Annotated in this window: 8 protein-coding genes; 5 read left to right on the forward strand and 3 right to left on the reverse strand. The window is 74.7% G+C overall.

Annotated elements, in window-relative coordinates; translation table 11 throughout:
• Positions 1-259: 259 nt before the first annotated feature.
• Complete coding sequence (locus M8542_RS38710) at positions 260-1,465, reverse strand: cytochrome P450 (RefSeq protein WP_257925329.1); 1,206 nt, start codon at positions 1,463-1,465, stop codon at positions 260-262.
• A gap of 187 nt (positions 1,466-1,652) precedes the next feature.
• On the opposite strand from M8542_RS38710, the gene M8542_RS38715 reads away from it, so the two are divergent.
• From M8542_RS38715 to M8542_RS38735, 5 genes are all read left to right on the forward strand, one after another.
• Positions 1,653-2,654, forward strand: a complete 1,002-nt coding sequence (locus M8542_RS38715; protein ID WP_257925330.1) for a class I SAM-dependent methyltransferase — start codon at positions 1,653-1,655, stop codon at positions 2,652-2,654.
• Positions 2,655-2,838: 184 nt separating this feature from the next.
• Positions 2,839-3,999 carry a DegT/DnrJ/EryC1/StrS family aminotransferase gene (locus M8542_RS38720; RefSeq protein WP_257925332.1) on the forward strand — a complete coding sequence of 387 codons (1,161 nt, stop codon included), beginning with the start codon at positions 2,839-2,841 and terminating at the stop codon, positions 3,997-3,999.
• The gene (locus M8542_RS38725; RefSeq protein ID WP_257925333.1) at positions 3,996-5,090 is read left to right on the forward strand and encodes a Gfo/Idh/MocA family protein; all 1,095 of its coding nucleotides are present in this window, start codon (positions 3,996-3,998) and stop codon (positions 5,088-5,090) included. The genes M8542_RS38720 and M8542_RS38725 overlap by 4 nt, the downstream gene beginning before the upstream one ends.
• 11 nt (positions 5,091-5,101) lie before the next feature.
• Positions 5,102-5,752, forward strand: a complete 651-nt coding sequence (locus M8542_RS38730; RefSeq protein WP_257925334.1) for an HAD-IA family hydrolase — start codon at positions 5,102-5,104, stop codon at positions 5,750-5,752.
• Complete coding sequence (locus M8542_RS38735) at positions 5,749-6,621, forward strand: ROK family protein (protein WP_257925335.1); 873 nt, start codon at positions 5,749-5,751, stop codon at positions 6,619-6,621. The genes M8542_RS38730 and M8542_RS38735 overlap by 4 nt, the downstream gene beginning before the upstream one ends.
• On the opposite strand, the gene M8542_RS38740 is transcribed toward M8542_RS38735, so the two are convergent.
• Positions 6,618-7,826, reverse strand: a complete 1,209-nt coding sequence (locus M8542_RS38740) for a glycosyltransferase (RefSeq protein ID WP_257925336.1) — start codon at positions 7,824-7,826, stop codon at positions 6,618-6,620. The genes M8542_RS38735 and M8542_RS38740 overlap by 4 nt on opposite strands.
• A complete protein-coding gene (locus M8542_RS50130; protein ID WP_308210321.1) occupies positions 7,823-23,173 on the reverse strand; it encodes an SDR family NAD(P)-dependent oxidoreductase in 15,351 nt (5,116 codons plus the stop codon). Before M8542_RS50130 ends, M8542_RS38740 begins: the two co-directional genes overlap by 4 nt.
• Between the last annotated feature and the right edge of the window lie 31 nt (positions 23,174-23,204).

Genomic DNA, 23,204 nt, shown 5'->3' on the forward strand with positions numbered 1-23,204 from the left:
CAGAAGCGGGTCCGACCTCCCCCGCCCCTCCGGTTGGATTCTCAGTCGACACCTGGGTTTGTCAAGGCGGGAAAGCGTGCCTTGACAAACCCAGGTGTCGACTGAAATGCGGCTGGGATGAGGGGCGGGGGAGGTCTGGTTAGTTCGTACTCGGCTTGCGCTGCCGGCTGCCTGTTTCTCTTTGTGCACAACAAAAACAGGCCCGGCGTCAGGCAGCTCTTGGGGAGCCGCCCGTCGCCGGGCCCGTTCCTTTCCCTCGTCAGGCCTTGGTGACCTCGATCGGGAGCTTGTTCACGCCGATCATCGCCCACGGATTACGGAGGTTCACCGGTACGTCGTCCCGCACCCGGATCTCCTTGTAGCGGTCCATCAGCATGCGCATCGCGATGCGCACCTCCAGCCGAGCCAGCGGTGCGCCCAGGCAGAAGTGCATGCCCTTGCCGAACGTCAGGTGGGGGTTGGGGCCTCGGTGGATGTCGAACTTGTTCGGGTCCGTGAAGACCGTTTCGTCCCGGTTGGCCGTGGTCAGCCAGGCCAGCACGAACGAGCCCGCCGGGATCGGCTGGCCGCCGATCACCACGTCCTTCTTCGCCTGGCGGCCGAGGCGCGGGAACGGTGGGCGGTAGCGCATCGACTCCTCCACCGCCGCCGGGATCAGTGTCGGGTCCGCGCGCAACTGGTCCCAGACCTCGGGGTTCTCGTGCAGGGCCAGCACCGTGTTGCCCAGCGTCGACGTCGCCGTGACGTGGCCGGCCAGCAGCAGGAGGCCCAGGAAGCCCACCGTCTCCTCGTCGTCCAGGGTGACGCCGTCGTCCTCCACCGCCAGCAGCTTGCTCGTCAGGTCGTCGGCCGGGTGCTTGCGGCGCTCGCGGACGAACTCCAGCAGGTGCAGGTTCAGCTCGCGCAGCAGCGGCGCCACGTTGTCGACCGCGCTCTCGCCCAGTGAGTCCAGCGACTGCTCCGGGTCGACGTTGTGCACCTCGAAGAACGTGTCCGACAGCCGCCGGACGAACGCGCGGTCGGTGACCGGGATGCCGAGCATCTCCGCGATCACGATGAACGGCAGCGGGTAGCCCAGCTGCTCGATCAGGTCCCACTGGTCGCCGCCGGCGTCGGCGTCGTCGAGGAGCTGGTGGGTCACCTCGGTGATCCGCGGCTCGAGGTCCGCGATCATCTTCGGGGTGAACGCCCGGCTGACGAGGCTGCGCAGCCGGCGGTGCACCGGGTCGTCCGCGCGGACGAAGTTGCCCTTCTTGAACAGGTCGAAGTCTTCCTGCTTCGGGGCCAGCGGTTCGACGTCGGACGAGAAGGCCGATGCGTCGGTCAGCACCTGGAGGGCGTCCTGGTAGTCGAGCACGTGCCAGGCCTTGATCTTGTCGTCGAAGTGCACCGCCCCACGTGCCCGCAGCCCGTCGAGATAGGCGAGAAAGTTGGACAGCGTCCGTTCGGACTGGATCACACCCATGAAAGCTCACTTCTCTCGTACGGCCCGATTCCGCGATATCCGTCGGCCACGGTAGTTCCGGGCCGAACGCCCCGGGCATCCCTCACACTGCTAGTTGTCGCCGCCGGGCAAGGCGCGGGCGGCCCGCGGGAAGCACCGTCAACGTGCGTGATGTGTGCGCTGTCCGGCGTCGGCAACACTTCCGCCCATGGACGGCTTCGAACTGTACGACCTCGGCAGCAAGCTGATGCGGCTCGGCGAGGACGCCATCCCGGACCCCAACGGCCTGCGGCAGCTGTCCCAAGGCGTGCAGCACGTCATGCTCGACATCTTCGGGCACGCGGGCACCTCGACCACGGACATCGCCGAGCGCACCGGCTTCCCGGAAAGCTACGTGGAAACGAGCGTCGCCGCCCTGCGTGACCGGGGCGCGCTCACCACCGAAACCGACCCGGACTCACCCGGCCGCACGATCGTCAAGCCCGTCGCCCAGCACAACGCCGCCGCGCGCGCCGCCGCCCGGGTCGACGAGCGGCTCGGCGCGGCCGCCGCCATCGACGAGCCCGGCCGGCTCAAGGAAGTCGTCGGGATCCTGGAGATGCTGGCGCGCCGGATGCCCAAGGCCTTCTCCCCCGAACACTTCGACGCGCAGTACGCGGGCACCCCGCCGTGGGAAACCGGCGGCCCGCAACCGGCCCTGCGCAGCCTCGCCGAGGCGGGCGCCTTCCGCGGCCGGGTGCTCGAGGCCGGCTGCGGCACCGGCGAGCACGCGCTCATGACCGCCGCGCTCGGCCTGCCGACCGTCGGCATCGACCCGGCGTCGGCCGCGATCGAAACCGCGCGGCGCAAAGCCCGCGAACGCGGCCTCGACGTCCGGTTCCTGGTCGCCGACGCACTCGACCTCGGCGCACTGGGCGAGCAGTTCGACACCGTGCTCGACTGCGGCCTCTTCCACGTCTTCACCGACGCCGAGCGGGTCCGGTACGTCGACAGCCTCGCCACCGTGATGCCGCCGGGCGCCCGGTTGTTCCTGGTCTGCTTCAGCGACCGCCAGCCACCCGGCAACGGGCCGCGGCGGGTGAGCCAGGACGAGCTGCGGGCGTGCTTCGCCACCGGCTGGCGGATCGACGCGATCGAGCCGGCGAAGCTCGACAACAACAACAATCCGGACGGGGCACACGCCTGGCGGGCGCGGATCACCCGCGTCTGAGGACCGCCGTTTCCCTTCGCACGCGAATGTCCCCGCGAATGTCACGAAAAACGGCGGTGCGTTCACGTCGAATTCGCAGAATCGGACGAACACGACTTCCGAAAGTGCTGTCAGCTTGAGGGATGGCCCCTGGGGAAGCGGATTTCGTACCGTGAAGCCAAGCAACAGAAGGAGCATGGCAGAAATGAGTCCGCGACCCGGGCCGACCTTTCCGGATTGGCCGCAATTCGACGACACCGAACGCCGGGCTCTCGACCGCGCGCTGACCCAGGGCCAGTGGTGGCGCATGGGTGGCAGCGAGGTGGAGAGCTTCGAGCGGGAGTTCGCCGGCTACCACGGCGCCCGCCACGCCCTCGCCGTCACCAACGGCACGCACGCGCTGGAGCTCGCCCTGCAGGTGATGGGGGCCGGGCCGGGCAGCGAAGTGATCGTGCCGGCGTTCACCTTCATCTCCTCGTCCCAGGCCGCGCAGCGGATCGGGGCCGTCGCCGTGCCGGTCGACGTCGACCCGGACACCTACAACATCGACGTCGAGGCCACCGCCGCCGCGATCACGCCGAAGACCCGGGTGATCATGCCGGTGCACATGGCCGGGCTCATGGCCGACATGGACGCCCTCGACAAGCTCGCCTCCGACGCCGGCGTCCGGATCCTGCAGGACGCCGCGCACGCGCACGGCGCCCGCTGGCAGGGCAAGGGTGTCGGCGAGCTCGACTCGGTCGCGGCGTTCAGCTTCCAGAACGGCAAGCTGATGACCGCGGGCGAAGGCGGCGCGGTGCTGTTCCCGGACACCGACGAGTACGAGAAGGCGTTCCTGCACCACTCCTGCGGCCGGCCCCGCACCGACCGCCGCTACCACCACCAGGTGGCCGGCACCAACATGCGGATGAACGAGTTCTCGGCCGCCGTCCTGCGCGCCCAGCTGAGCCGCCTCGACGGCCAGATCGAGGTGCGGGAGCAGCGCTGGAAGTTCCTTTCCACGCAGCTGGCCGACATCCCCGGCGTCCGGCCGCAGGGCGGCGACTCGCGCGCCGACCGGAACCCGCACTACATGGCGATGTTCCGGCTCCCCGGCTGGACCGAAGAGCGGCGCAACCTCCTGGTCGACCGCCTGGTCGACGCGGGGATCCCGGCCTTCGCGGCGTTCCGCGCCATCTACCGCACCAACGCGTTCTGGGAGATGGGCGCCCCCGAGACGTCCGTCGACGAGCTCGCGCGGCGCTGTCCCAACGCCGACGCGATCAGCGCGGACTGCGTCTGGCTGCACCACCGCACGCTGCTCGCTTCGGAGCAGGTCCTCGGCGACACCGCCGCCATCGTGGCCGACCTGGTGGCCGCCGGATGAGGATCCGCACCGTACTGGTCGGGTTCGGGTGGTCCGGCCGGGAGATCTGGCTGCCCCGCCTGATGGCGAGCGGCGACTACGAGGTGGTGGCCGCGGTCGATCCCGACCCCCCTCAACGGGAGGCGTTCACCGCGGCGACCGACCGGCCGGCCTTCGCCGACGTCGACGCGTTGCGCGCCGAAGACGCCGATCTCGCGCTGGTCGCCTCCCCCAACCACCTGCACGCGGCGATCGCGCGCCGGCTGCTCGACCGGGGTCTCGCCACCTTCGTCGAGAAGCCGGTCTGCCTCACCAGCGCGGAGGCGGAGACGCTGGCCGGAGCCGAGCGGGCGGGCGGCGGCCCGCTGCTGGCCGGCAGCGCCTGCCGCTACCGCGCCGACGTGCGCGAGCTGGCGGCCTTGGCCGGCGAGCTCGGCACCCTGCGGCACATCGACCTGGTCTGGGAACGGGCGCGCGGCGTGCCCCGGTCGCAAGGCTGGTTCACCAGCCGCGCGGAGGCCGGCGGCGGCGTGCTGTTCGACCTCGGCTGGCACCTGCTCGACGTCCTGGAGAGCATCGCGGGCCCGGTGGCCTTCGACCGGGTCGCCGCGTCGACTTCGCGGGACCACGTCAACGACCCGCGCTGGACGGCCGCCTGGCGGCACGACCAGCCGGCGCCCGAGCTCGACGCGGACGTCGAGGACACCGTGCGCGGGTTCCTGGTCACCGGCGACGGGCTGTCGGTCGGGCTGCGCGCCAGCTGGGCCGCGCACTCGGCGACCCACGACGTCACCGAGATCCGGATCGAGGGCAGCGAAGGCGCCGCGACGCTCCGGACCTGCTTCGGCTTCAGCCCGAACCGCGAGAAGCGGCCGCGGCTCAGCGTCGTCCGGCGCGGCTCGACGAGCGAGATCGAGCTGCCCGCCGAGCCGATCGGCACCGAATACGCCAGTCAGCTCGACGACGTCCGGGACCGCCTCGCCGACCCGTCTTCGCGGGGCTCCGCGATCGAAGGCGCGCGGCGGATCGTCGGCGCGATCGAGGCGCTGTACGCGGCCTCGGAAACCCAGCTGCCCACCCTGCCGGTCGCGACCGCGGCGGCGACGCGATGAGGGAGGTGCCGATGCGCAATGTCGTCGTCTTCGACCTCGACGGCGTCCTGGTGGACAGTCACGAGGTGATGGGGCGGGCCTTCGACGCGGCGTACGCCGAGGTGGTCGGCCCCGGCCCCGCGCCGTTCGCCGAGTACCAGCGCTACCAGGGCCTGTACTTCCCGGAGATCATGCGCCGGATGGGCCTGCCGCTGGCGATGGAGGAGCCGTTCGTCCGCGAGAGCTACCGGCTCGCCGACCAGGTGCCGGTGGTGCCCGGAGTGCGCGAGCTGCTCTCGACGTTGCGGGAGCGCGGGTTCCGGCTCGCCGTGGCGACCGGGAAGGCCGGGCCGCGGGCGCGGTCCCTGCTGACCACGCTCGACCTGATCCAGCACTTCGACCACGTCATCGGCTCGGACGAGGTCGCCCACGCCAAGCCGGCCCCGGACATCGTGCTGCGGGCGCTGAGCCTGCTCGACGCGGAGCCGGACGCGGCCGTGATGATCGGCGACGCCCCGGCCGACATCCGCAGCGCCCGCGGCGCCGGGGTGACCGCGATCGCGGCGACCTGGGCGACCGTGGACGAGGCCGACCTGATGTCGGCCAGCCCCGATCTGGTCATCCGGTCGCCCCACGAGCTGCTGGCGGTGTGCCCACCGGTGACGGTCCCGGGCCGGCGGTGACGAAGACCTGGCTCGGCGTCGACTTCGGCGGCACCAAGGTCGCGCTGCGCGCGGAAACCGAGGGCGGCGAGGTGCGGGAACACGCCTTCCGCTGGCGCGGGCGCGGCCTGGAGTCCGACCTGACGCAGCTCGCGGCCGAGGTGACCCGGTTCCGGCGGCCGGTCCCGGCCGGCTTCGCCGGGATCGGGGTCGCCATGCCGGCCACGGTGGGCGCCGACGGCCTCGTCACGACCTGGCCGAACCGTCCCGAGTGGACGGGCCTGGACCTGCGCAGGACGTTTCGCACGGTCTTCGGGGACGCGCCGCTGCGCTGGGCCGACGACGGCGAGCTGGGCGCACTGGGCGAAGCACGCGAGCTGGGCTGCGACGACCTGCTGTACGTCGGCGTGGGCACGGGTGTCGGCGGCGGCCTGATCCTGGGTGGCCGGCGGTGGCCCGGGTCCTTCGAGCTCGGTCACGTGGTGACGGACGCGGACGGCCCGGAGTGCCGCTGCGGCCGTCGCGGGTGCGTGCAGGCCTCGGCGTCTGGCCCGGCCACATTGGCGCGGGCGTCCAGTCTGCGGGGCGCCCCGGTGGACTTCGATGCGCTGCGCGACGGCTGGCGAGCTGGAGCGGACTGGGCGGTCGACGCGGTGGACCGGACCTGCCACCGGCTCGCGGTGGCGATCACCGGGGTCCGGGAGCTGCTGGCCCCCGGCACGGTCGTGGTGGGCGGCGGGTTCGCCGGCGGGCTGCCCGGGTTCGTCGATTCGGTCGCGCGGCACGTGGACGCGCTGGCCCGGCCCGGGGTGACTGCTCCGGTGGTGCGGGCATCGCCGCTGGGGGCGCTGTCCACTGTGTACGGTGCGGTGGCGTTGGCTCGGCTCTAGCCTTCCGGTAGGCGGGCCACGATGTCCTCGGGACTCGGCATCGCCGCGATCTCTTCCGCCAGCGCCGTCGGCCTCGCGCCGCCGAGCAGCCCGGCCGCCGCCTCGGCGATGCTCTCGCCCGGGAACAGCCGGGTCCCGGCACCCGCGGCGGCCACCGCGCCCGCGTTGACGAAGCCGTCGAAGCCGACCGGCAGGAGCAGCTGCGGCACCCCCGCGGCGGCCGCGGCGAGCGTGGTGCCGGAGCCGCCGTGGTGCACGGCCAGGTCGACCAGCGGCAGCAGCTCCGCCTGCGGCACCCAGCGTTCGAGGTGGACGTTCGGGGGCAACTCACCCAAGTCGGCCACCGGCAGGTTCTCCCCGGCGGCCACCAGCACCTCCACGTCCATTGTGGACAGCTCGTCGATCGCGGCGCGCAGCGCGGGAGCCGTGCCGACGACCGTGCCGAGCGTCAGGTAGACCAGGGGCCGCTTCCGCTCGGCCAGCGCGATCGCCGGCAGCTCGCCGGGTTCGGTGAAGGGCGTGGGCCGCAGCGGCAGCCGCTCCGGCCGCCCCACGAACGACGGTTCCTGCAACGACGCCGGGAAGACGTCCAGGTACCGGTCCCCCAGCTCGTAGTCGTCCTCGGCCAGCTCGACGCCGATCTCGGCGGCGACGGCACGCAGCAGCGGCAGGCCCGTCCGCCGCCACCGGTTGGCGGCGATCGCCCACGGGATCAGGAGCTTGGGGTGGGTGGCGGCGCGGGCCAGGTGGTCGGCGAGGCGTTCGTAGCCGTCGAGACCGGCCTCGGGCGCCTCGGCCCGCGCGATGGCGTGGCACAGCGCCGGAATGCCCAGCTTGCGCGCGGCCAGGCCGGCGCCGGGGTTGCTCGCTTCGTAGACGACCAGGTCGGCCTTCAGCGTCGGCAGCAGGTCGGCGGCGAACCGCCTTGGCAGGACGTCGCCGAACACCCGGACCGAGGGCTCGAGCCAGTCCGGCCACGGTCTCGCCCGGAAGTCGGTGCCCTGCCCGGCGAAAACGGTGGCGAAGGCCTCCCGGATCGGCATCCCTGCGGCAATCGCCGGGATGCCGATCCGGTGGAGCACCGGGTGGAACATCGGATCGGTGGCGTAGGCGACGTCGTGCCCTGCCTCCCGGGCGGCCAGGGCCAGCGGCAGCAGGGGGTAGATGTGGCCGTAGCCCGGCAGGCCGGAGAAGACGATCCTCACGGCGTCCCTCCCGCCTCGAGGCGTTCCACCAGGTAGCGGGTCAACGCCGCCGGGGTCGGGTTCGTGAACACCGCCGCCGGGGTGAGCGGCACGCTCGCGTGGCCCGTCAGGCGGCGTGTCAGGTCCAGGGCCATCAACGAGTCCAGGCCGACCTCGAAGAAGCCGCGGTCCGGGTCCACCGGCTCGTCCGGGCTCAGGCCCAGCACCCCCGCCAGCTGCGCACGCACCAGGTCCAGCACGGTCCGCTCCCGCTCCGCGCCCACCTGGGTGCTCAGCAGCTCGGCCCAGCGGCCGGTCGTCTCCGTGCCCGCCGGGGCTCGGTACGCCGACCGTCGCCGGGGCCGGACCAAGCCGCGCAGCGACGGCGGGACCGGGCGGCCCGGCTCCGGCGCCGCCCACCGCTCGGGGTGACCCGGCACCGGGAACCGCTCGGTGAGCGCCGCCGTCAGGGCGCTTTCGTCACCCGGTACCAGCACGGGCACGCTCGCTCCGCACGCCGTCGCGATCGCTCGGGCCAGGCCGTCGGCCGCCGCCGTCGCCGCCTGGTCCGCCGGGCCCGTCAGGTCCGCCGCCGTCGTGACCACCGCGAACAACGCCAGGTCCTGTCCGGCCGTCAGCTCGGCCAGGTGCCCGAGCGTGGCCGCGCGGGCGTCGAGGACCTCGGTCAGCCCGTCCGCGTCCAGCTCCGCGAGCGGGGTGGCGTCCGCCGTCCCGGCCACGTGCACGACGCCGGTCAGCGGCGGAAGAGCCGACACCTCGGAGACGTCGCACGCGGTCACCGAAGCGTCCAGTCCCTCCGGCACCGCGCCCGTGAAGGCCAGGTGCCGGACACCGTGTTCGGCCACCAGGTACCGGGCCACCCGGTCCCCGCCGTCGCCCACGATGAGGACCGTGCCGGCCGGATCCAGGCCGGCCGCCGTAGCGGTGCCGGCGACCAGCCGCGGCACGAGAACGCGCCCCGCCCGCACCGCGGCCTGCGCGGCACCGGCGGCGAGCACGGTCCCGAGCCCGTCGCCGGGATCCGCGGCGGGCTCGACGTCCACCAGCACGAACCGGTCCGGGTACTCGGCCTGCACCGCGGCGAGCATGCCCCGCACCGCCGCGGCGGCCGGGTCGAGCACCGCACCGGCCTCGACCGGCACCGCGTGCCGGGTCCGCACCACCAACGGGAAGCCGGACAGCTCGGGCTCGTCGAGCCAAGCCTGCGCGACACCCAAGGCCTGACGGCAGGCAACCGAAGGCTCCGCACCGAACGGCACGTCGAAGACGGCCACCGCGTCGGCCAGCGCCGCGGGGTTTTCGACGAGGGAGAACACGGAATCATCGCTGTCGACGGCGACGATCCGCGCGGTGGTGGCCTCGCGGTCGAGCGAGACCCACTCGGTCCGCAGCACCTCGCCCGTCCCGGCGGCCCGGGACTCCGCGGCCGGTCGCGCCGTGACGCGCCGCGCGGTGAGCACCGGCAGGCCGGACTCGTCCACCGCCGTCAGCTCGACGCCGCCTTCGACCGGGCGCACCCGGACCCGCGCGGACGTGGCGCCGGTCGCGTGCAGCTCGACGTCACGCCAGGCGACCACATCGCCCGCCATCGCGGCCAGCAGCACCGGGTGCACGCCGAAACCGTCCTCGTGCAGCTCCGCGGGCAGCTCCACCGCCTCGAACTTCTCGTCGTCCGACATCGGTTGCCACGACAGGGGTTCGGCCGAAAGCACACCGGTCGCGTTGAGCGTCCAGCCCGACCGGTCGCTGCCGGTCCGCACCCGCACCGGGCGACGGCCGCCGTCGTCCGCGCCGACGACGACCTGCACCTGCACGTCGCCCGGCCGCGGCGGCGCCACGACGTCGAGCTCGGCCAGCGTGCCGCAGCCGACCTCGTCACCGGCGCGGATGGCCAGCTCGACCCACGTCGAGGCGGGCACCGTGCCCGCCAGCCACGGCCGGTCGGTCGCCGACAGCCGGCCGATCGCCAGCACACCGGTGTCGTCGGGCAGGACCGTCACCGTGGTCAGCAACGGGTGGACCGCTTCTTCCGCGGCCACGCCCGAACCGCCCCGCAGCCAGTAACGCCGGTGCTGGAACGGATGCGTCGGCAGATCGCGGCACAGCGCACGCCACGCCGAGTCCGCCGGCACCGCCGCCGACCAGTCGACCGGCAGCCCGATCGCGAACGCCTCGGCCAGCGCCGTCAGCACCTGGCGCGCGCCACCGTGGTCCCGGCGCAGCGTGCCGAGCACCCCGACCGGCCGGCCGGCGTCGGCGATGACGTCGAGGACCGACGACACCAGCCCCGGGTGCGGCGACACCTCGACGACGGCCCGCATGCCGTCGGTCACCGCGCGGACGGCGTCGGCCAGCTCGACCGGCCGGCGCAGGTTCCGGAACCAGTAACCCGCGTCGAGCACCTCGTCCGGGCCGATCCACCGGCTTTCGACGGTCGAGTAGAACCGGCACGAGGCGACGAGCCCGCGCGCCGGACGCTCGCCGACGCCGTCGAGCTCGGCCAGCATCGGCCGCTCCAGCTCGTCGACGAGGTAGGAGTGCGACGCGTAGTCCGCACGCAGCCGCCGGCACCAGATCCCGTGTTCGGCGGCGTACGCCTCCAGCTGGGAAATCGCTTCGACCGCACCGGAGAAGCCGACCATCGCGGGCCCGTTCACCGCGGCCAGCTCGAGCCGGCCGTCGTAGGCGGGCAGCAGTTCGTCCGCCTGCGCCCGGCTGACGCCCAGCACGAGCATCCCGCCGGTCGGCGGCAGCGCCGCGGCCAGCCGGGACCGCACGACGCAGATCCGCAGCGCGTCGTCCAGCGAGAGCACCCCGGCCACGCAGGCCGCGGCGAGCTCACCCTGCGACGACCCGATGACGACCTCGGGCGCGACGCCGGCGCGGGCCCAGAGCTGGGCCAGCCCGGTCATCAGGACGAACGCCGCGGGCTGGACCACGTCGGTGCGCGAGAGGTCGTTGGCGCCGCCGAGGGCTTCTTCCAGCGTCCAGTCGCAGTCGTAGGCGTCGAGCAGCCCCTGGCAGCGGCGGACCCACTCGCGGAACTCGGGTGAGGCGGCCAGCAGCTCCCGGCCCATGCCGGCCCAGCCGCCACCCTGCCCCGGGAAGACGAACACCGCGCCGGTGCCCGGCCCGGACCGCCCGGTGACGACACCGGATCCGGTCTCGCCGGCGGCGAGGCCCCGAAGCCGCGCGGCCAGCTCGGCGTGGTCGGCGGCGAGCACGGTGGCCCGCTCCCGGTGCTTGGTCCGCCCGAAGGCGAGCGCGGCGGCGAGGTCGGGCAGGGGCGGGCGGCGGTTTTCGACGGTGTCGGCCAGGCCGGCCGCGACCGCGGCCAAGCGGTCGGGGTCGCCGGCCGACAGGACGAAGGGCAGGAGTGCGGGCTCGGCCGGTTCGGCTGCGGCCGGCTTCGGCCCAGGTTCGGCCACGGCCACGGCACCCGCGGCCGGCTCCAGCCCAGCGCCAAGCCGATCCGAAGCACCGACCGGCTCACCAGCCGGCACCAGCGCCGGTCCGGCCACGGCACCCGCGGCCGGCTCCAGCCCAGCGCCAAGCCGATCCGAAGCACCGACCGGCTCACCAGCCGGCACCAGCGCCGGTCCGGCCGCAGCACCCGCGGCCGGCTCCAGCCCGGATTCGGCCGCGACCGGCAGGCCCGGCTCACCAGCCGCCCCCGCGAACAGGAGTACCTCGGCCCCAGACTCGACCGCCGCCCGCGCGGGCGGCTCCTCGATGATCAGATGGGCGTTGGTCCCACTGGCCCCGAACGCCGACACCCCCGCACGACGCGGCCGGTCCGAGCGAGCCGGCCACGGGCGGGCCTGGGTCAGCAGGCGGATCGTGTCCCCGGACCAGTCGACCTCCGGCGTCGGCGTGTCCGCGTGCAACGTCGCCGGCAGTGTCTGGTGCCGCAGCGCCAGCACCATCTTGATCATCCCCGCCACGCCGGCCGCCGCCTGGGTGTGGCCCACGTTGCTCTTCACCGAGCCCAGCCACAGCGGGTCCGCCTGCTCGCGCCGGCCATACGTCTCCTGCAACGCCTGGGCCTCGATCGGGTCGCCCAGGCGGGTGCCCGTGCCGTGCGCCTCCACAACGTCCACTTCGGACGATTCGAGCCCGGCGACCGCCAGCGCCCGCCGGATGACCCGCTGCTGCGCGAGCCCGTTCGGGGCGGTCAGGCCGTTCGACGCGCCGTCCTGGTTGACCGCCGAGCCGCGGATCACCGCACCCACCGTGGCGCCCTCGGCCTCGGCGTCCGGCAGCCGCTGCAGCAGCACCACGCCGACGCCCTCGGACCAGCTGGTGCCGTCCGCCGACGCCGCGAACGCCTTGCAGCGCCCGTCGGCCGCCAGGCCGCCGGCCTTCGCGAACTCGACGTACGCGTTGGGCGTCGCCATGACCGTCACACCGCCGACCACCGCCAGCGAACACTCGCCGTTGCGCAGGGCCTGCATCGCCAGGTGCGTCGCGACCAGCGACGACGAGCACGCGGTGTCGACCGAGATCGCCGGGCCGGTGAAGCCGTACGCGTAGGACACGCGACCGGACGCCACCGAAAGCGCGCCGCCGGTCACCCGGAGGCCGTCGGTCTGCGGGTCGCCGCCGTGCATCCCGTAGCCCTCGCCCATCACGCCGACGAACACGCCGACGTCGGTGCCGCGGTACGCGGCCGGGTCGAGGCCCGCGTCCTCGAAGGCCTCCCACACGACCTCCAGCAGCAGCCGCTGCTGGGGGTCCATGGCCGTCGCCTCGCGCGGGGAGATGCCGAAGAACCCGGCGTCGAACTCGGCGACGTCGGTCAGGAAGCCGCCTTCCCGCACCGGGATGGTGGCCAGGTCCCAGCCGCGGTCGGTCGGCACCGGCGAAAGGCCTTCGCGCTCCGCGGTCAGCAGGTCCCAGAACCCGTCCGGATCCTGCACTCCGCCGGGCAGCCGGCAGCCGAGCCCGACCACCGCGATCGGCTCGGCCGGGTCCACCGCGCGGATGGTCTCGGCCGCCACCGCCGCGTCCTGGCCGCTGAGCCGCTCCCGCAGGAACGCCGCCAGTTCCACCGGCGTCGGGTAGTCGAACACCAGTGTCGCGGGCATCGCGAAGCCGGCTTCGGCGCTGAGCCGGTTGCGCAGCTCGACCGCGCCGAGGGAGTCCATCCCGGCGGCCTGGAACGGCGCGTCCGGCGCGATCTCCTCGGCCGACGCGTACCCCAGGATCACCGCCACGCGCGTCCGGACCAGGGCCAGCAGGGTGCGCTCCTGCTCGGCCACCGACCGGCCGGCCAGCGCGCTCGCCAGGTCACCGGCGACCGCCGCCTGGCCCGCCCGGCGGCGGACGCGCACGAGGTCGCGCAGCAGCGGCTGGACCGCGCCGCCGTCGGCCGCCTCGGCCCGCGCTGCGGCGAGGTCGAGCTTGATCGGCACGAGGTGGGCCTCACCGCTGTCCACGGCCGCGTCGAAGAGCGCGAGGCCCTCCTCCGGGCTCAGCGGCGACACGCCGGCCCGGCGCATCCGGGCCCGGTCGGCGTCCCCGAGGTCGAGAGTGATGCCGCCGTCCTGGGCCCACAACCCCCAGGACAGGGAGACGCCGGCCCGGCCGTTCGCGCGCCGGATCGCCATCAGGCCGTCCAGGTAGGCGTTGGCGGCCGAGTAGTTGGCCTGCCCGGCCGAGCCGAGCAGCGCGGCCGCGGAGGAGAACGTGACGAACGCGGCGAGGTCGCGGTCGCGGGTCAGCTCCACCAGGTGCCGGGCGGCGTCGGCCTTCGGGCCGAGCACGGCGGCCAGCCGCTCCGGGGTCATGGCGTCGAGCAGCCCGTCGTCGAGCACACCCGCGGTGTGCACGACCGCGGTCAGCGGGTGGGCCGGCGGGATCGTGGCGAGCACCGCCGCCAGCGCGTCCCGGTCCTCGACGTCACAGCTGACCACGGACGCCTCGGCGCCCAGCTCGGCCAGCTCGGCCACCAGCGCCTCGGCGCCGTCGGCCGCGAGGCCACGCCGGGACAGCAGCAGCAGCCGCCGGACCCCGCGGGTCCGCACCAGGTGCCGGGCGACGAGCGCGCCGAGCGACCCGGTGCCGCCGGTGATCAGCACGGTCCCGGCCGGGTCCCACGCGCCCGGTTCGTCGTCGAGCGGCCCGGCCGCCGCGAGCCGCGGCACCCGGAACCCCTCGGCCCGGGCCGCGAGCTGCGGTTCGTCGAGGGCCAGCGCCGCGGCGAGGACTCCGCCGGCGTCGAGGTCCGGCGCGACGTCGAGCAGCAGCACGCCGGACAGCTCGGCCTGGGCCGCGCGGACCAGGCCCCAGACGGCGGCGCCGGTCGCGTCGGTGACACCGCCGGTCCCGCCGTCGACGGCGCCTTCGGTCCGCACGACGAGCCGGGTGTCCGCCGGGGCGTGCCGTTGCCACGCCTGGAGCACGGCGAGCACGTCGGACAGGACGGCCGCCGGGTACGCCGTGCAGGCCGGCAGGTCGTACACGGCCGCGTCCGTCCGGCCGGGCACCTCGGCGAGCGCCGCGACTCCCGCCGGGCCGGTGACATTGACGGTCGCCGGCGGGCCCGCCGGCGACGCCGGAGTGGGCACGGACAGCCACTGCAGGCGGTACATGGCGTCCGCCGCCGGGCGGGCGCCGACGTCCTCGGGCCGGATCCGCGCCGCGCCGGCCGACCGCGCGGACAGCACCGGCCGGCCGGTCTCGTCGGCCGCTTCGAGCCGCCAGTGCGTGTCGTCCAGCCGGGCGAGCCGGGCCCGCAGCCGGCGGGTGCCGGTGGCGTGCAGCACCACCGATTCCCAGTGTGCCGCCAGTGATCCGGCGTCGACGACCGCTTCGGTCACCGCGTCGAGCAGGGCCGGGTCGAGACCGAACGCGGCGGGCTCTTCGTCGTCGGCGAGCGCGACCTCCACAAAGGTGTCCTCGCCGGCACGCCAGAGCCCGAGCAGCTCCGCGCGCCCGCCCGCTTCCGGGTCGAGCGCGACCGGCTCGGCGCCGGCCGGCGGCCAGGCGGTCGCCAACGCCGGATCCGCGACGGCACCGGCTTCGAGCGTGCCTTCGGCGTGCCGGACCCAGGTGCCGTCCGCGTCCCGCGAGCCGTAGACGGTGAACGGGCGGCTGCCGCCGGCTTCGGCGCCGACCACGATCTCCAGCCGGACCGTCGTCTCCGGCGGGACCACGAACGGCGTCTCCAGCGTCAGGCGGCCCAGCACGCCGCAGCCGAGCTCGTCACCCACGCGCACGGCGAGGTCGACCAGCGCGGCGGGCGGCAGGATCGCCGTCCCGTGCAGCCGGTGCCCGGCGAGCCACGGGTGCGTCGAGAGCGCCAGCCGGGCGGTGCCGATCAGGCCCCCGGTGTCGGGGACGGGCACGATCGCCGCCAGCAGCGGGTGCTCGACCTCGACCTGGCCCAGGTCGGCCGCGTTCACCGCGCCGGGCGCCGAGGTCAGCCAGTAGTGCCGCCGGTCGAAGGCGTACGTCGGCAGGGAAACGTCGGCGACGCCGTCGGGGACGACGGGCTGCCAGTCCACCGGCACCCCGCGCACGAACAGCGTGGCCAGCGAGCCGAGCAGGGTCTCCGGCTCGGCCTGGCCGTCGCGCAGCGCGGGGACGCACACCGGCTCGTGCCCGGCCCTCGCCGCCGTCTCCAGGATCGGCGCGGACAAGCCCGCGCCCGGCCCGAGTTCGACGAACAGCCGCCCGCCCCGCTCCAGCGCCGCGCCGACGCCGTCGGCGAAGCGCACCGTCCGCCGGACGTGGTCGACCCAGTGGTCGCGGTCGGTCAGGTCGGCGCCGTCGGGGGCGATGACCGGGATCCGGGCCGGCCGCCAGACGACGTCGGCGAGCGCGGCGCGGAACTCGTCCAGCATCGGGTCCATCCGCGCCGAGTGGAACGCGTGGGACACCTTGAGCCGGTGCACCTTGCGGCCCTGCTCGCGCAGGGTCGCGACGGCGGCGTCCACCGCGTCCTCGTCCCCGGAGAGCACGGCCGAGGCGGGGTCGTTCACCGCGGCGAGGGCGACGCCCTCGCCCAGGAACGGCCGCAGTTCTTCTTCCGTGGCGGCCACCGCCGCCATCGCGCCGCCGGCGGGCAGCGCCTGCATGAGCCGGCCGCGGGCGGCCACGACGGTCGCCGCGTCGTCGAGCGAGAGCATGCCGGCGACGTGTGCCGCGGTGATCTCGCCGATCGAGTGCCCCAGCAGCAGCGCGGGCCGCACGCCCCAGGACTCGACGAGCCGGAACAGGGCCGTTTCGACGGCGAACAGCGCCGCCTGGGTGTAGACGGTCTGGCTCAGCCGGTCCGCTTCCGGGGTGTCCGGCGAAGCGAAGACGACGTCCTTGACGGCGTGGTCCACCGCGCCGGCCAGGCGTTCGTCTAGCTTCGCGCACGCCTCGTCGAAAGCGGCGGCGTAGACCGGGAACCGTTCGTGCAACGCGCGGCCCATGCCGACGCGCTGGGCGCCCTGGCCGGGGAACACGAACACCACGGACCCCGCGGCGCCGGGCGTGACCGAGCCCAGCGCCGTGGCCGGGCCGGCCGCACCGGCGGCGGCCGCGTCGAGGCCGGCGAGCAGCGCGTCCCGGCCGGTCGCGGCGACGACCGCCCGGTGCGGGAGCAGCGCGCGGTGGGCGACGAGCGTCCGGGCGGCGCCGGCCAGCGGCACCCCCCGCTCGACGGCGGCACGCAGCCGGGCCGCTTGACCGGCGAGGGCCGCCGGGCTCTGCGCGGACAGCACGAACGGCAGCGCGACCGGCGCGTCGTCCTCGCCGGTCTCCGGGGCGGCCGGCTCGGGGAGCTGTTCCAGGATCAGGTGGGCGTTGGTGCCGCTGATGCCGAACGACGAGATCCCGGCGCGGCGCGGCCGGTCGACCTCGGGCCAGTCGCGGCCCTCGGTCAGCAGCGTCACGGCGCCTTCGGACCAGTCGACGTGCGGGGTGGGCTCGTCGACGAAGAGCGTGGGCGGCAGCTGCCCGTGCCGGATCGCCGCCACCATCTTGATCACCGCGGCGACACCGGCCGCGGCCTGGGTGTGGCCGAGGTTGGACTTCACCGAGCCGAGCCACAGCGGCCGCTCGGCCGGGCGGTCCTGGCCGTAGGTCGCGATGAGGGCCGACGCCTCGCTCGGGTCGCCGAGCGTGGTGCCGGTGCCGTGCGCCTCCACGGCGTCGACCTCGTCCGGCGCGAGCCCGGCCGAAGCCAGCGCGGCCCGGATGACCCGCTGCTGGGCCAGGCTGTTCGGGGCGGTGAGGCCGTTGGACGCGCCGTCCTGGTTGATCGCCGAGCCACGCACGACGGCGAGCGGGTGGTGTCCCTTGCGCAGCGCGGTGGACAGCCGTTCCAGCACGACCACGCCGACACCCTCGGACAGCACGGTGCCGTCGGCCGCCGCGGCGAACGCCTTGATCCGGCCGTCCGCGGCCAGCCCGCGGGCGCGGGAGAACCCGGTCAGGCCGACCGGGGAGCCCATCACGGCGACACCGCCGGCGAGCGCCATCTCGCATTCGTCCTGGCGCAGGGCCTGCGCGGCCAGGTGGATCGCCACCAGGGACGACGAGCACGCGGTGTCGACGGTCATGGCCGGGCCCTCGAACCCGAAGACGTACGACACGCGGCCGGAGGCGACGCTGCCGGCCGTCGCCGTGGTGGTGAAGCCCTCGAACTCGGCGGGCACGCTGGCCAGGTCGCCGAGGTAGTCGTGGATCGACATGCCGGTGTAGACGCCGACCGGCGCGCCGCGCAGCGACGACGGGTCGACGCCGGCCGCTTCCAGGGCCTCCCAGGTGGTTTCGAGCAGCAGCCGCTGCTGCGGGTCCATCGCGGTGGCCTCACGCGGCGAGATGCCGAACAGGCCCGCGTCGAAGTAGCCGGCGTCGTGCAGGTACCCGCCCTGCGCGGCGTAGGTGGTGCCGGCCTCGTCGGGGTCGGTGCCGACGAGGCGCTCCACCGGCCAGCCGCGGTCGGCCGGCAGCCCGGACATGCCGTCCCGGCCTTCGGCGACGAGGTCCCAGAACTCGGCCGGCGTGGTGACGCCGCCGGGCAGCCGGCACGCCATGCCGACGATCACGATGGGGTCGTCGGCGGCCGGGAGCGCGCGCTGCGGGACACGCGGCGCGGGCGCGGCCGAGGCGGCCGAGCCCTGGACCTTCTCGATCAGGTGCGCGGCGAGCTGCCGCGGCGTCGGGTAGTCGAAGATCAGCGTGGCCGGGAGCTTGACCGCGGCCGCCGCGGTGAGCCGGTTGCGCAGCTCGACCGCGGTCAGCGAGTCGAAGCCGATCTCGCCGAACCGGGTGTCGTCGGAGGCGGCGTCGAGGTCGGCGACGCCGAGCACGGTCGCGACCTCCGTGCGCACCAGCCCGAGGACCACCTCGGCCTGCTCTTCGGGGGTGAGCCCGGTGAGCTTGCGGCCGAGGGCGCCCCCGGCGTCCTCGGCGCCCGCCCGCGCGGTCCGCCGGGGCGCGCGGACCAGCGCGCGGAACAGCGCCGGGACGACGCCGTCGGCGCCGACCTCGGCCCGGACCGCGCCGAGGTCGAGCCCGATCGGGACCAGCAGCGGAGTGGTGGCGCGGATGCCCGCGTCGAAGCTGGCCAGCGCTTCTTCGGTGGCCATCGGACGGACGCCGCCCCGGCTCATCCGGGTGCGGTCGACCTCGGCCAGCCCGCCGGTCATCCCGGTCGCCGGGCTCCAGAGGCCCCACGCCAGCGCCACCGCGGGCAGGCCGGCGGCGGCCCGCGCGGACACGACCGCTTCGGCGTAGGCGTTCGCGGCCGCGTAGTTGCCCTGGCCGGCCGAGCCGAACACGCTCGCGGCCGAGGAGAACACGGCGAAGACCTCGGGCGGGTCCTCGCGGGTCAGCTCGTCCAGCAGCGCCAGGGCGGCCGCCTTCGGGGCGAACACCCGGGCCAGGCGGTGCGGGTCGAGGCCGGCGATGACGGCGTCGTCGAGCACGCCGGCCGCGTGGATGACCCCGGTCAGCCGGTGCTCGGCCGGGATGCCGGCGAGCAGCGCGGCGAGCGCGTCGCGGTCGGTCACGTCGCACGCGGCCACCTCGGCGGCCGCGCCCAGCTCGGCCAGTTCGGCCACCAGCTCGGGCATCCCGTCGGCGGCCAGGCCACGCCGGCCCGCCAGGACCAGCCGGCGGACGCCGTGTTCGGTCACCAGGTGCCGGGCCAGCAGCGCGCCGAGCACCCCGGTGCCGCCGGTGATCAGCACGGTGCCGTCGTCGGCAAAGCCTTCCGTCGCAGCGTTTTCGGTGAGGACGGCCCGGCCCAGCCGCGGGGCCAGGACGGCGTTGTCGCGGACCGCGACCAGCGCCTCGCCGGTGGCGAGAGCCGCGGCGATCGCCGCGTCGCGGTCGCCGCCCGGCTCGACGTCGACCACGACGAGCCGGCCCGGGTGCTCGGCCTGCGCCGACCGCGCCAGGCCCCAGACCGCGGCACCCGCCGGGTCGGTGACCGGACCGGACGCCGCGACCGCGCCGCGCGTCACGACGACCAGGGGCACCGAGGCGAGCTCCGGCTCCTCCAGCCACGCCTGCACCACTTCGAGCACCCGGCCCAGCAGCGGCAGCGGCTCGGCGGCCGGCTCGACGTCCAGGACGGCGACGTCCGGCAGCGCGTCGTCCAGCGTCAGCCGGACGACGTCGCCGGAGTCCTCGACGACGACCAGGTTCCCCGGCGCGGTGGCCGCCGCCGGCGGCAACGGCGTCCAGTCGACCTGCCAGAGCGACTCCGGCACCCGCGACGCGGCCGCCCCACTCACGTCGGTGATGGGCAGCGAGACCAGGGATTCCATGGACAGCACCGGCGCGCCGGTGCCGTCCGCGGCGTCGAAGGACAGCGCGTCCGGTCCGCACGGCGCGACCCGCACGCGCAGCGTGACAGCCCCGCCGGCGTGCAGCCGGACCCCGTTCCAGGCGAAGGGCAGCACGTTGCGGTCGTCCGTGCGGCGGTGGAAAGCGTTGGCGTGCAAGGCGGCGTCGAACAACGCCGGGTGGATGCCGAACCGGTCGACGTCGTCGCGGTGGTCGGCGGGCAGCGCCGCCTCGGCGAAGATCTCCTCGCCGCGCCGCCACACGGCGGTGAGCCCGGCGAAGGCCGAGCTGTACTGGTAGCCGCGGTCCGCGAGCCGCTCGTAGAAGTCCGCGACCGGCTCGGCCACCGCGCCCGCGGGCGGCCACTCGCCGAAGTCGAAGCCACTGCCGGTCGTCTCGTCGTAGGCGTCGGACAGCAGGCCCGTGGCGTGCCGGCGCCATTCGCCGCCGGCGCCGGAACTGTGCACCTCGACGCGGCGGCGGCCCGCGGCGTCCGGCGCGCCGACGGACACCTGCAGGCTGACGGCCTCGTCCTCGCCGAGCACCAGCGGCTGCTCGATGACCAGCTCGTCGAGCACGCCGAAGCCGAGCTCGTCGCCGACCTGGATCGCCAGGTCGACGTAGGCGGTGCCGGGCACCAGCACGTTGTCCTGGATCCGGTGCCCGGCCAGCCACGGGTGGGTGGCCAGCGACAACCGGGAAGTGCAGACGACACCGTTGGTCTGCGGGAGCTCCACGATCGCGCCGAGCAGCGGGTGGTCGCTGGTCGTCAGCCCCAGCGACTCGGCGCCCGCCGCGGTGTTGGGCATGGTGATCCAGTACCGCTGGTGGTCGAACGGGTAGGTGGGCAGCTCGACCCGGCCCGCGCCGGCGCCTTCGGGCAGCAGCGCCGGCCAGTCCACCGCCACGCCGCGGACGAAGACCTCGGCCGCCGAAGTGGCGAGGCGGGCGAGTCCATCTTCGTCACGCCGGATCGACCCGACGGCGAGCACGTCCACGTCCAGCTCCGCCGCGGTCCCGGTGATCGAGGGCACCAGCACCGGGTGGGCGCCGACCTCGACGAAGACGCGGTGGTCCTGGGCGATCAGCTCGCGGACGGCCGGCTCGAACCGGACCGGCTGACGCAGGTTGCGGTACCAGTAGTCGGCGTCGAAGGCCGCGTCTTCCCGCCAGCCGGGCTCGACCGACGAGTAGAACGGGATGCGCGGCGCCGACGACGTGACCGCGGCGAGGTCCGCCAGCAGGGCGGTGCGCAGGTTTTCGACGTAGTGGCTGTGGGAGGCGTAGTCGACGGGCACCCGGCGGTACCGGATGTCGGTGTCGGCCAGCTGCGCGGCGAGCTCGTCGAGCGCGGTGCCTTCACCGGCGACGACCACCGAAGACGGCCCGTTGAGCGCGGCCACCTGCAGGCGCTCGCCCCACGGCTCGATCAGGGCGCGCACGGCGTCCTCGCCCAGCCCGACCGACGCCATCCCGCCGCCGGCCGGCAGCAGCTCGGCGATCAGCTGGCTGCGCAAGGTCACCACGCGCGCGGCGTCCGCCAGCGACAGCGCGCCCGAAACGCAGGCGGCCGCGATCTCGCCCTGCGAATGCCCGACGACCGCGTCCGGGACGACGCCCAGCGACTCCCAGACCGCCGCCATCCCGACCATCATCGCGAAGCACACCGGCTGCACGACGTCGACGCGTTCGAGGTCCTCGGGGGCCTCGCCGCGCAGGACATCGACCAGCGACCAGTCGACCCACGGCTCGAACGCCTTCTGGCACTCGTCGATGCGGGCGGCGAAGACCGGCGAGGTCTCCAGCAGCCGCCGGCCCATGCCGACCCACTGCGTGCCCTGGCCGGGGAAGACGAAGACGACCTTGCCGGGCCCGCTCGTGGTGGCCGCCCCGGCGAGCACGCCGGGTCCGGTCTGTCCTTCGGCCACCAGGTCGAGACCCGCACGCAGCTCTTCGCGGGTGCCCGCGACGACCACCGCGCGGTGGCTGTGCACCGCGCGTCCGGTCGCCAGCGCGTGGGCGATGTCGGCGAGCGCGGCGTCGTCGTCCAGGGACTCGCCGAGCCGGCGGCCCAGGTTGGCCAGCGCGGTCGGCGTCTTGGCCGTGACGACGAACGGAAGTGCCGTCCCCGAAGGGACTTCGACGGCCGGCTCGACCGCTTCGGGGGCGGCCGGCGCCTCCTCCATGATCAGGTGGACGTTGGTCCCGCTGGCGCCGAACGACGAGATGCCGGACCGGGCCGGGCGCCCGGTGTCGGGCCACGCGCGTCCCTCGGTCAGCAGCTCGACGGTGCCGGGCGACCAGTCGACCTGCGGGGTCGGCGCGTCGATGTGCAGGGTGGCCGGCAGGTACCGGTTTCGCAGCGACAGCACGGTCTTGATCACCGCGGCGACGCCGGAAGCGCCCTGGGTGTGGCCGAGGACCGACTTGACCGAGCCGAGCAGCAGCGGCTGCCCGGGGTCACGGCCCTTGCCGTAGGTCGACAGCAGCGCCTGCGCCTCGATCGGGTCGCCGAGCGTGGTGCCGGTGCCGTGCGCCTCGACAGCGTCGATCTCCTCGGCGGCCAGCCCGGCGGCGTCCAGCGCGGCGCGGATGACGCGCTGCTGCGAGGGCCCGTTCGGGGCGGTGAGGCCGTTGGAGGCGCCGTCCTGGTTGACGGCGGAGCCGCGGATCACCGCGAGCACCTGGTGCCCGTTGCGCTCGGCGTCGGAGAGCCGCTCGAGCAGCACCACGCCGACGCCCTCGGCCCAGCTGCTGCCGTCGGCCGCGGCGGCGAAGGACTTGATCCGGCCGTCGAACGCGAGCCCGCGCTGGCGGGCGAACCCGACGAAGCCACCCGGCGTCGCCATCACGGTCGACCCGCCGGCGAGCGCCATTTGGCACTCGCCGCGGCGCAGGGCCTGGCTCGCCAGGTGGATCGCGACCAGCGACGACGAGCACATCGTGTCGACCGTGACCGCGGCCCCCTCGAGCCCGAGGCAGTAGGCGACCCGGCCGGAGGCGATGCCGCCGGCGCTGCCCAGCGCGCGCTCCAGGCTGAGGAAGCCTTCCGCGCCCGCGAGGTCGGGCGCGTAGTCCTGGTGCACGATGCCCGCGTAGACGCTGGTCGTGGTGCCACGGAGGCTGTCCGGGTCGATCCCGGCGCGCTCGATCGTCTCCCAGCAGACCTCGAGCAGCTGCCGCTGCTGCGGGTCCATCGCCGTCGCTTCGGTCGGTGAGATCCCGAAGAAGCGGGCGTCGAACTCGGCGGCGTCGTGCAGGAAGGCGCCTTGGTCGACGTAGGTCGTGCCCGGGGTGTCGGGGTCCGGGTCGTACAGGTTGGCCAGGTCCCAGCCGCGGTCGGCGGGGAACGGCGTGTAGACGTCGGTGCCGTCGGACACCACCCGCCAGAAGTCCTCCGGCCCGGTGATGCCGCCGGCGAACCGGCATCCCATGGAGACCACCGCGATCGGCTCCGAGGCCGCGGCGAGCAGCTGGCTGTTCCGCTGCTTCAGCCGGGCCGTTTCCTTGACCGACTCGCGCAGCGCCCGGATGAGATCTTGCTCAGAGGTACTCACGTCGACCAACGCTAGGTGGGCTGCCCGGCGG

Origin of the sequence: Amycolatopsis iheyensis, from assembly GCF_024703995.1 — a bacterium.
In the GTDB taxonomy this organism is placed as follows: Bacteria; Actinomycetota; Actinomycetes; order Mycobacteriales; family Pseudonocardiaceae; genus Amycolatopsis; species Amycolatopsis iheyensis.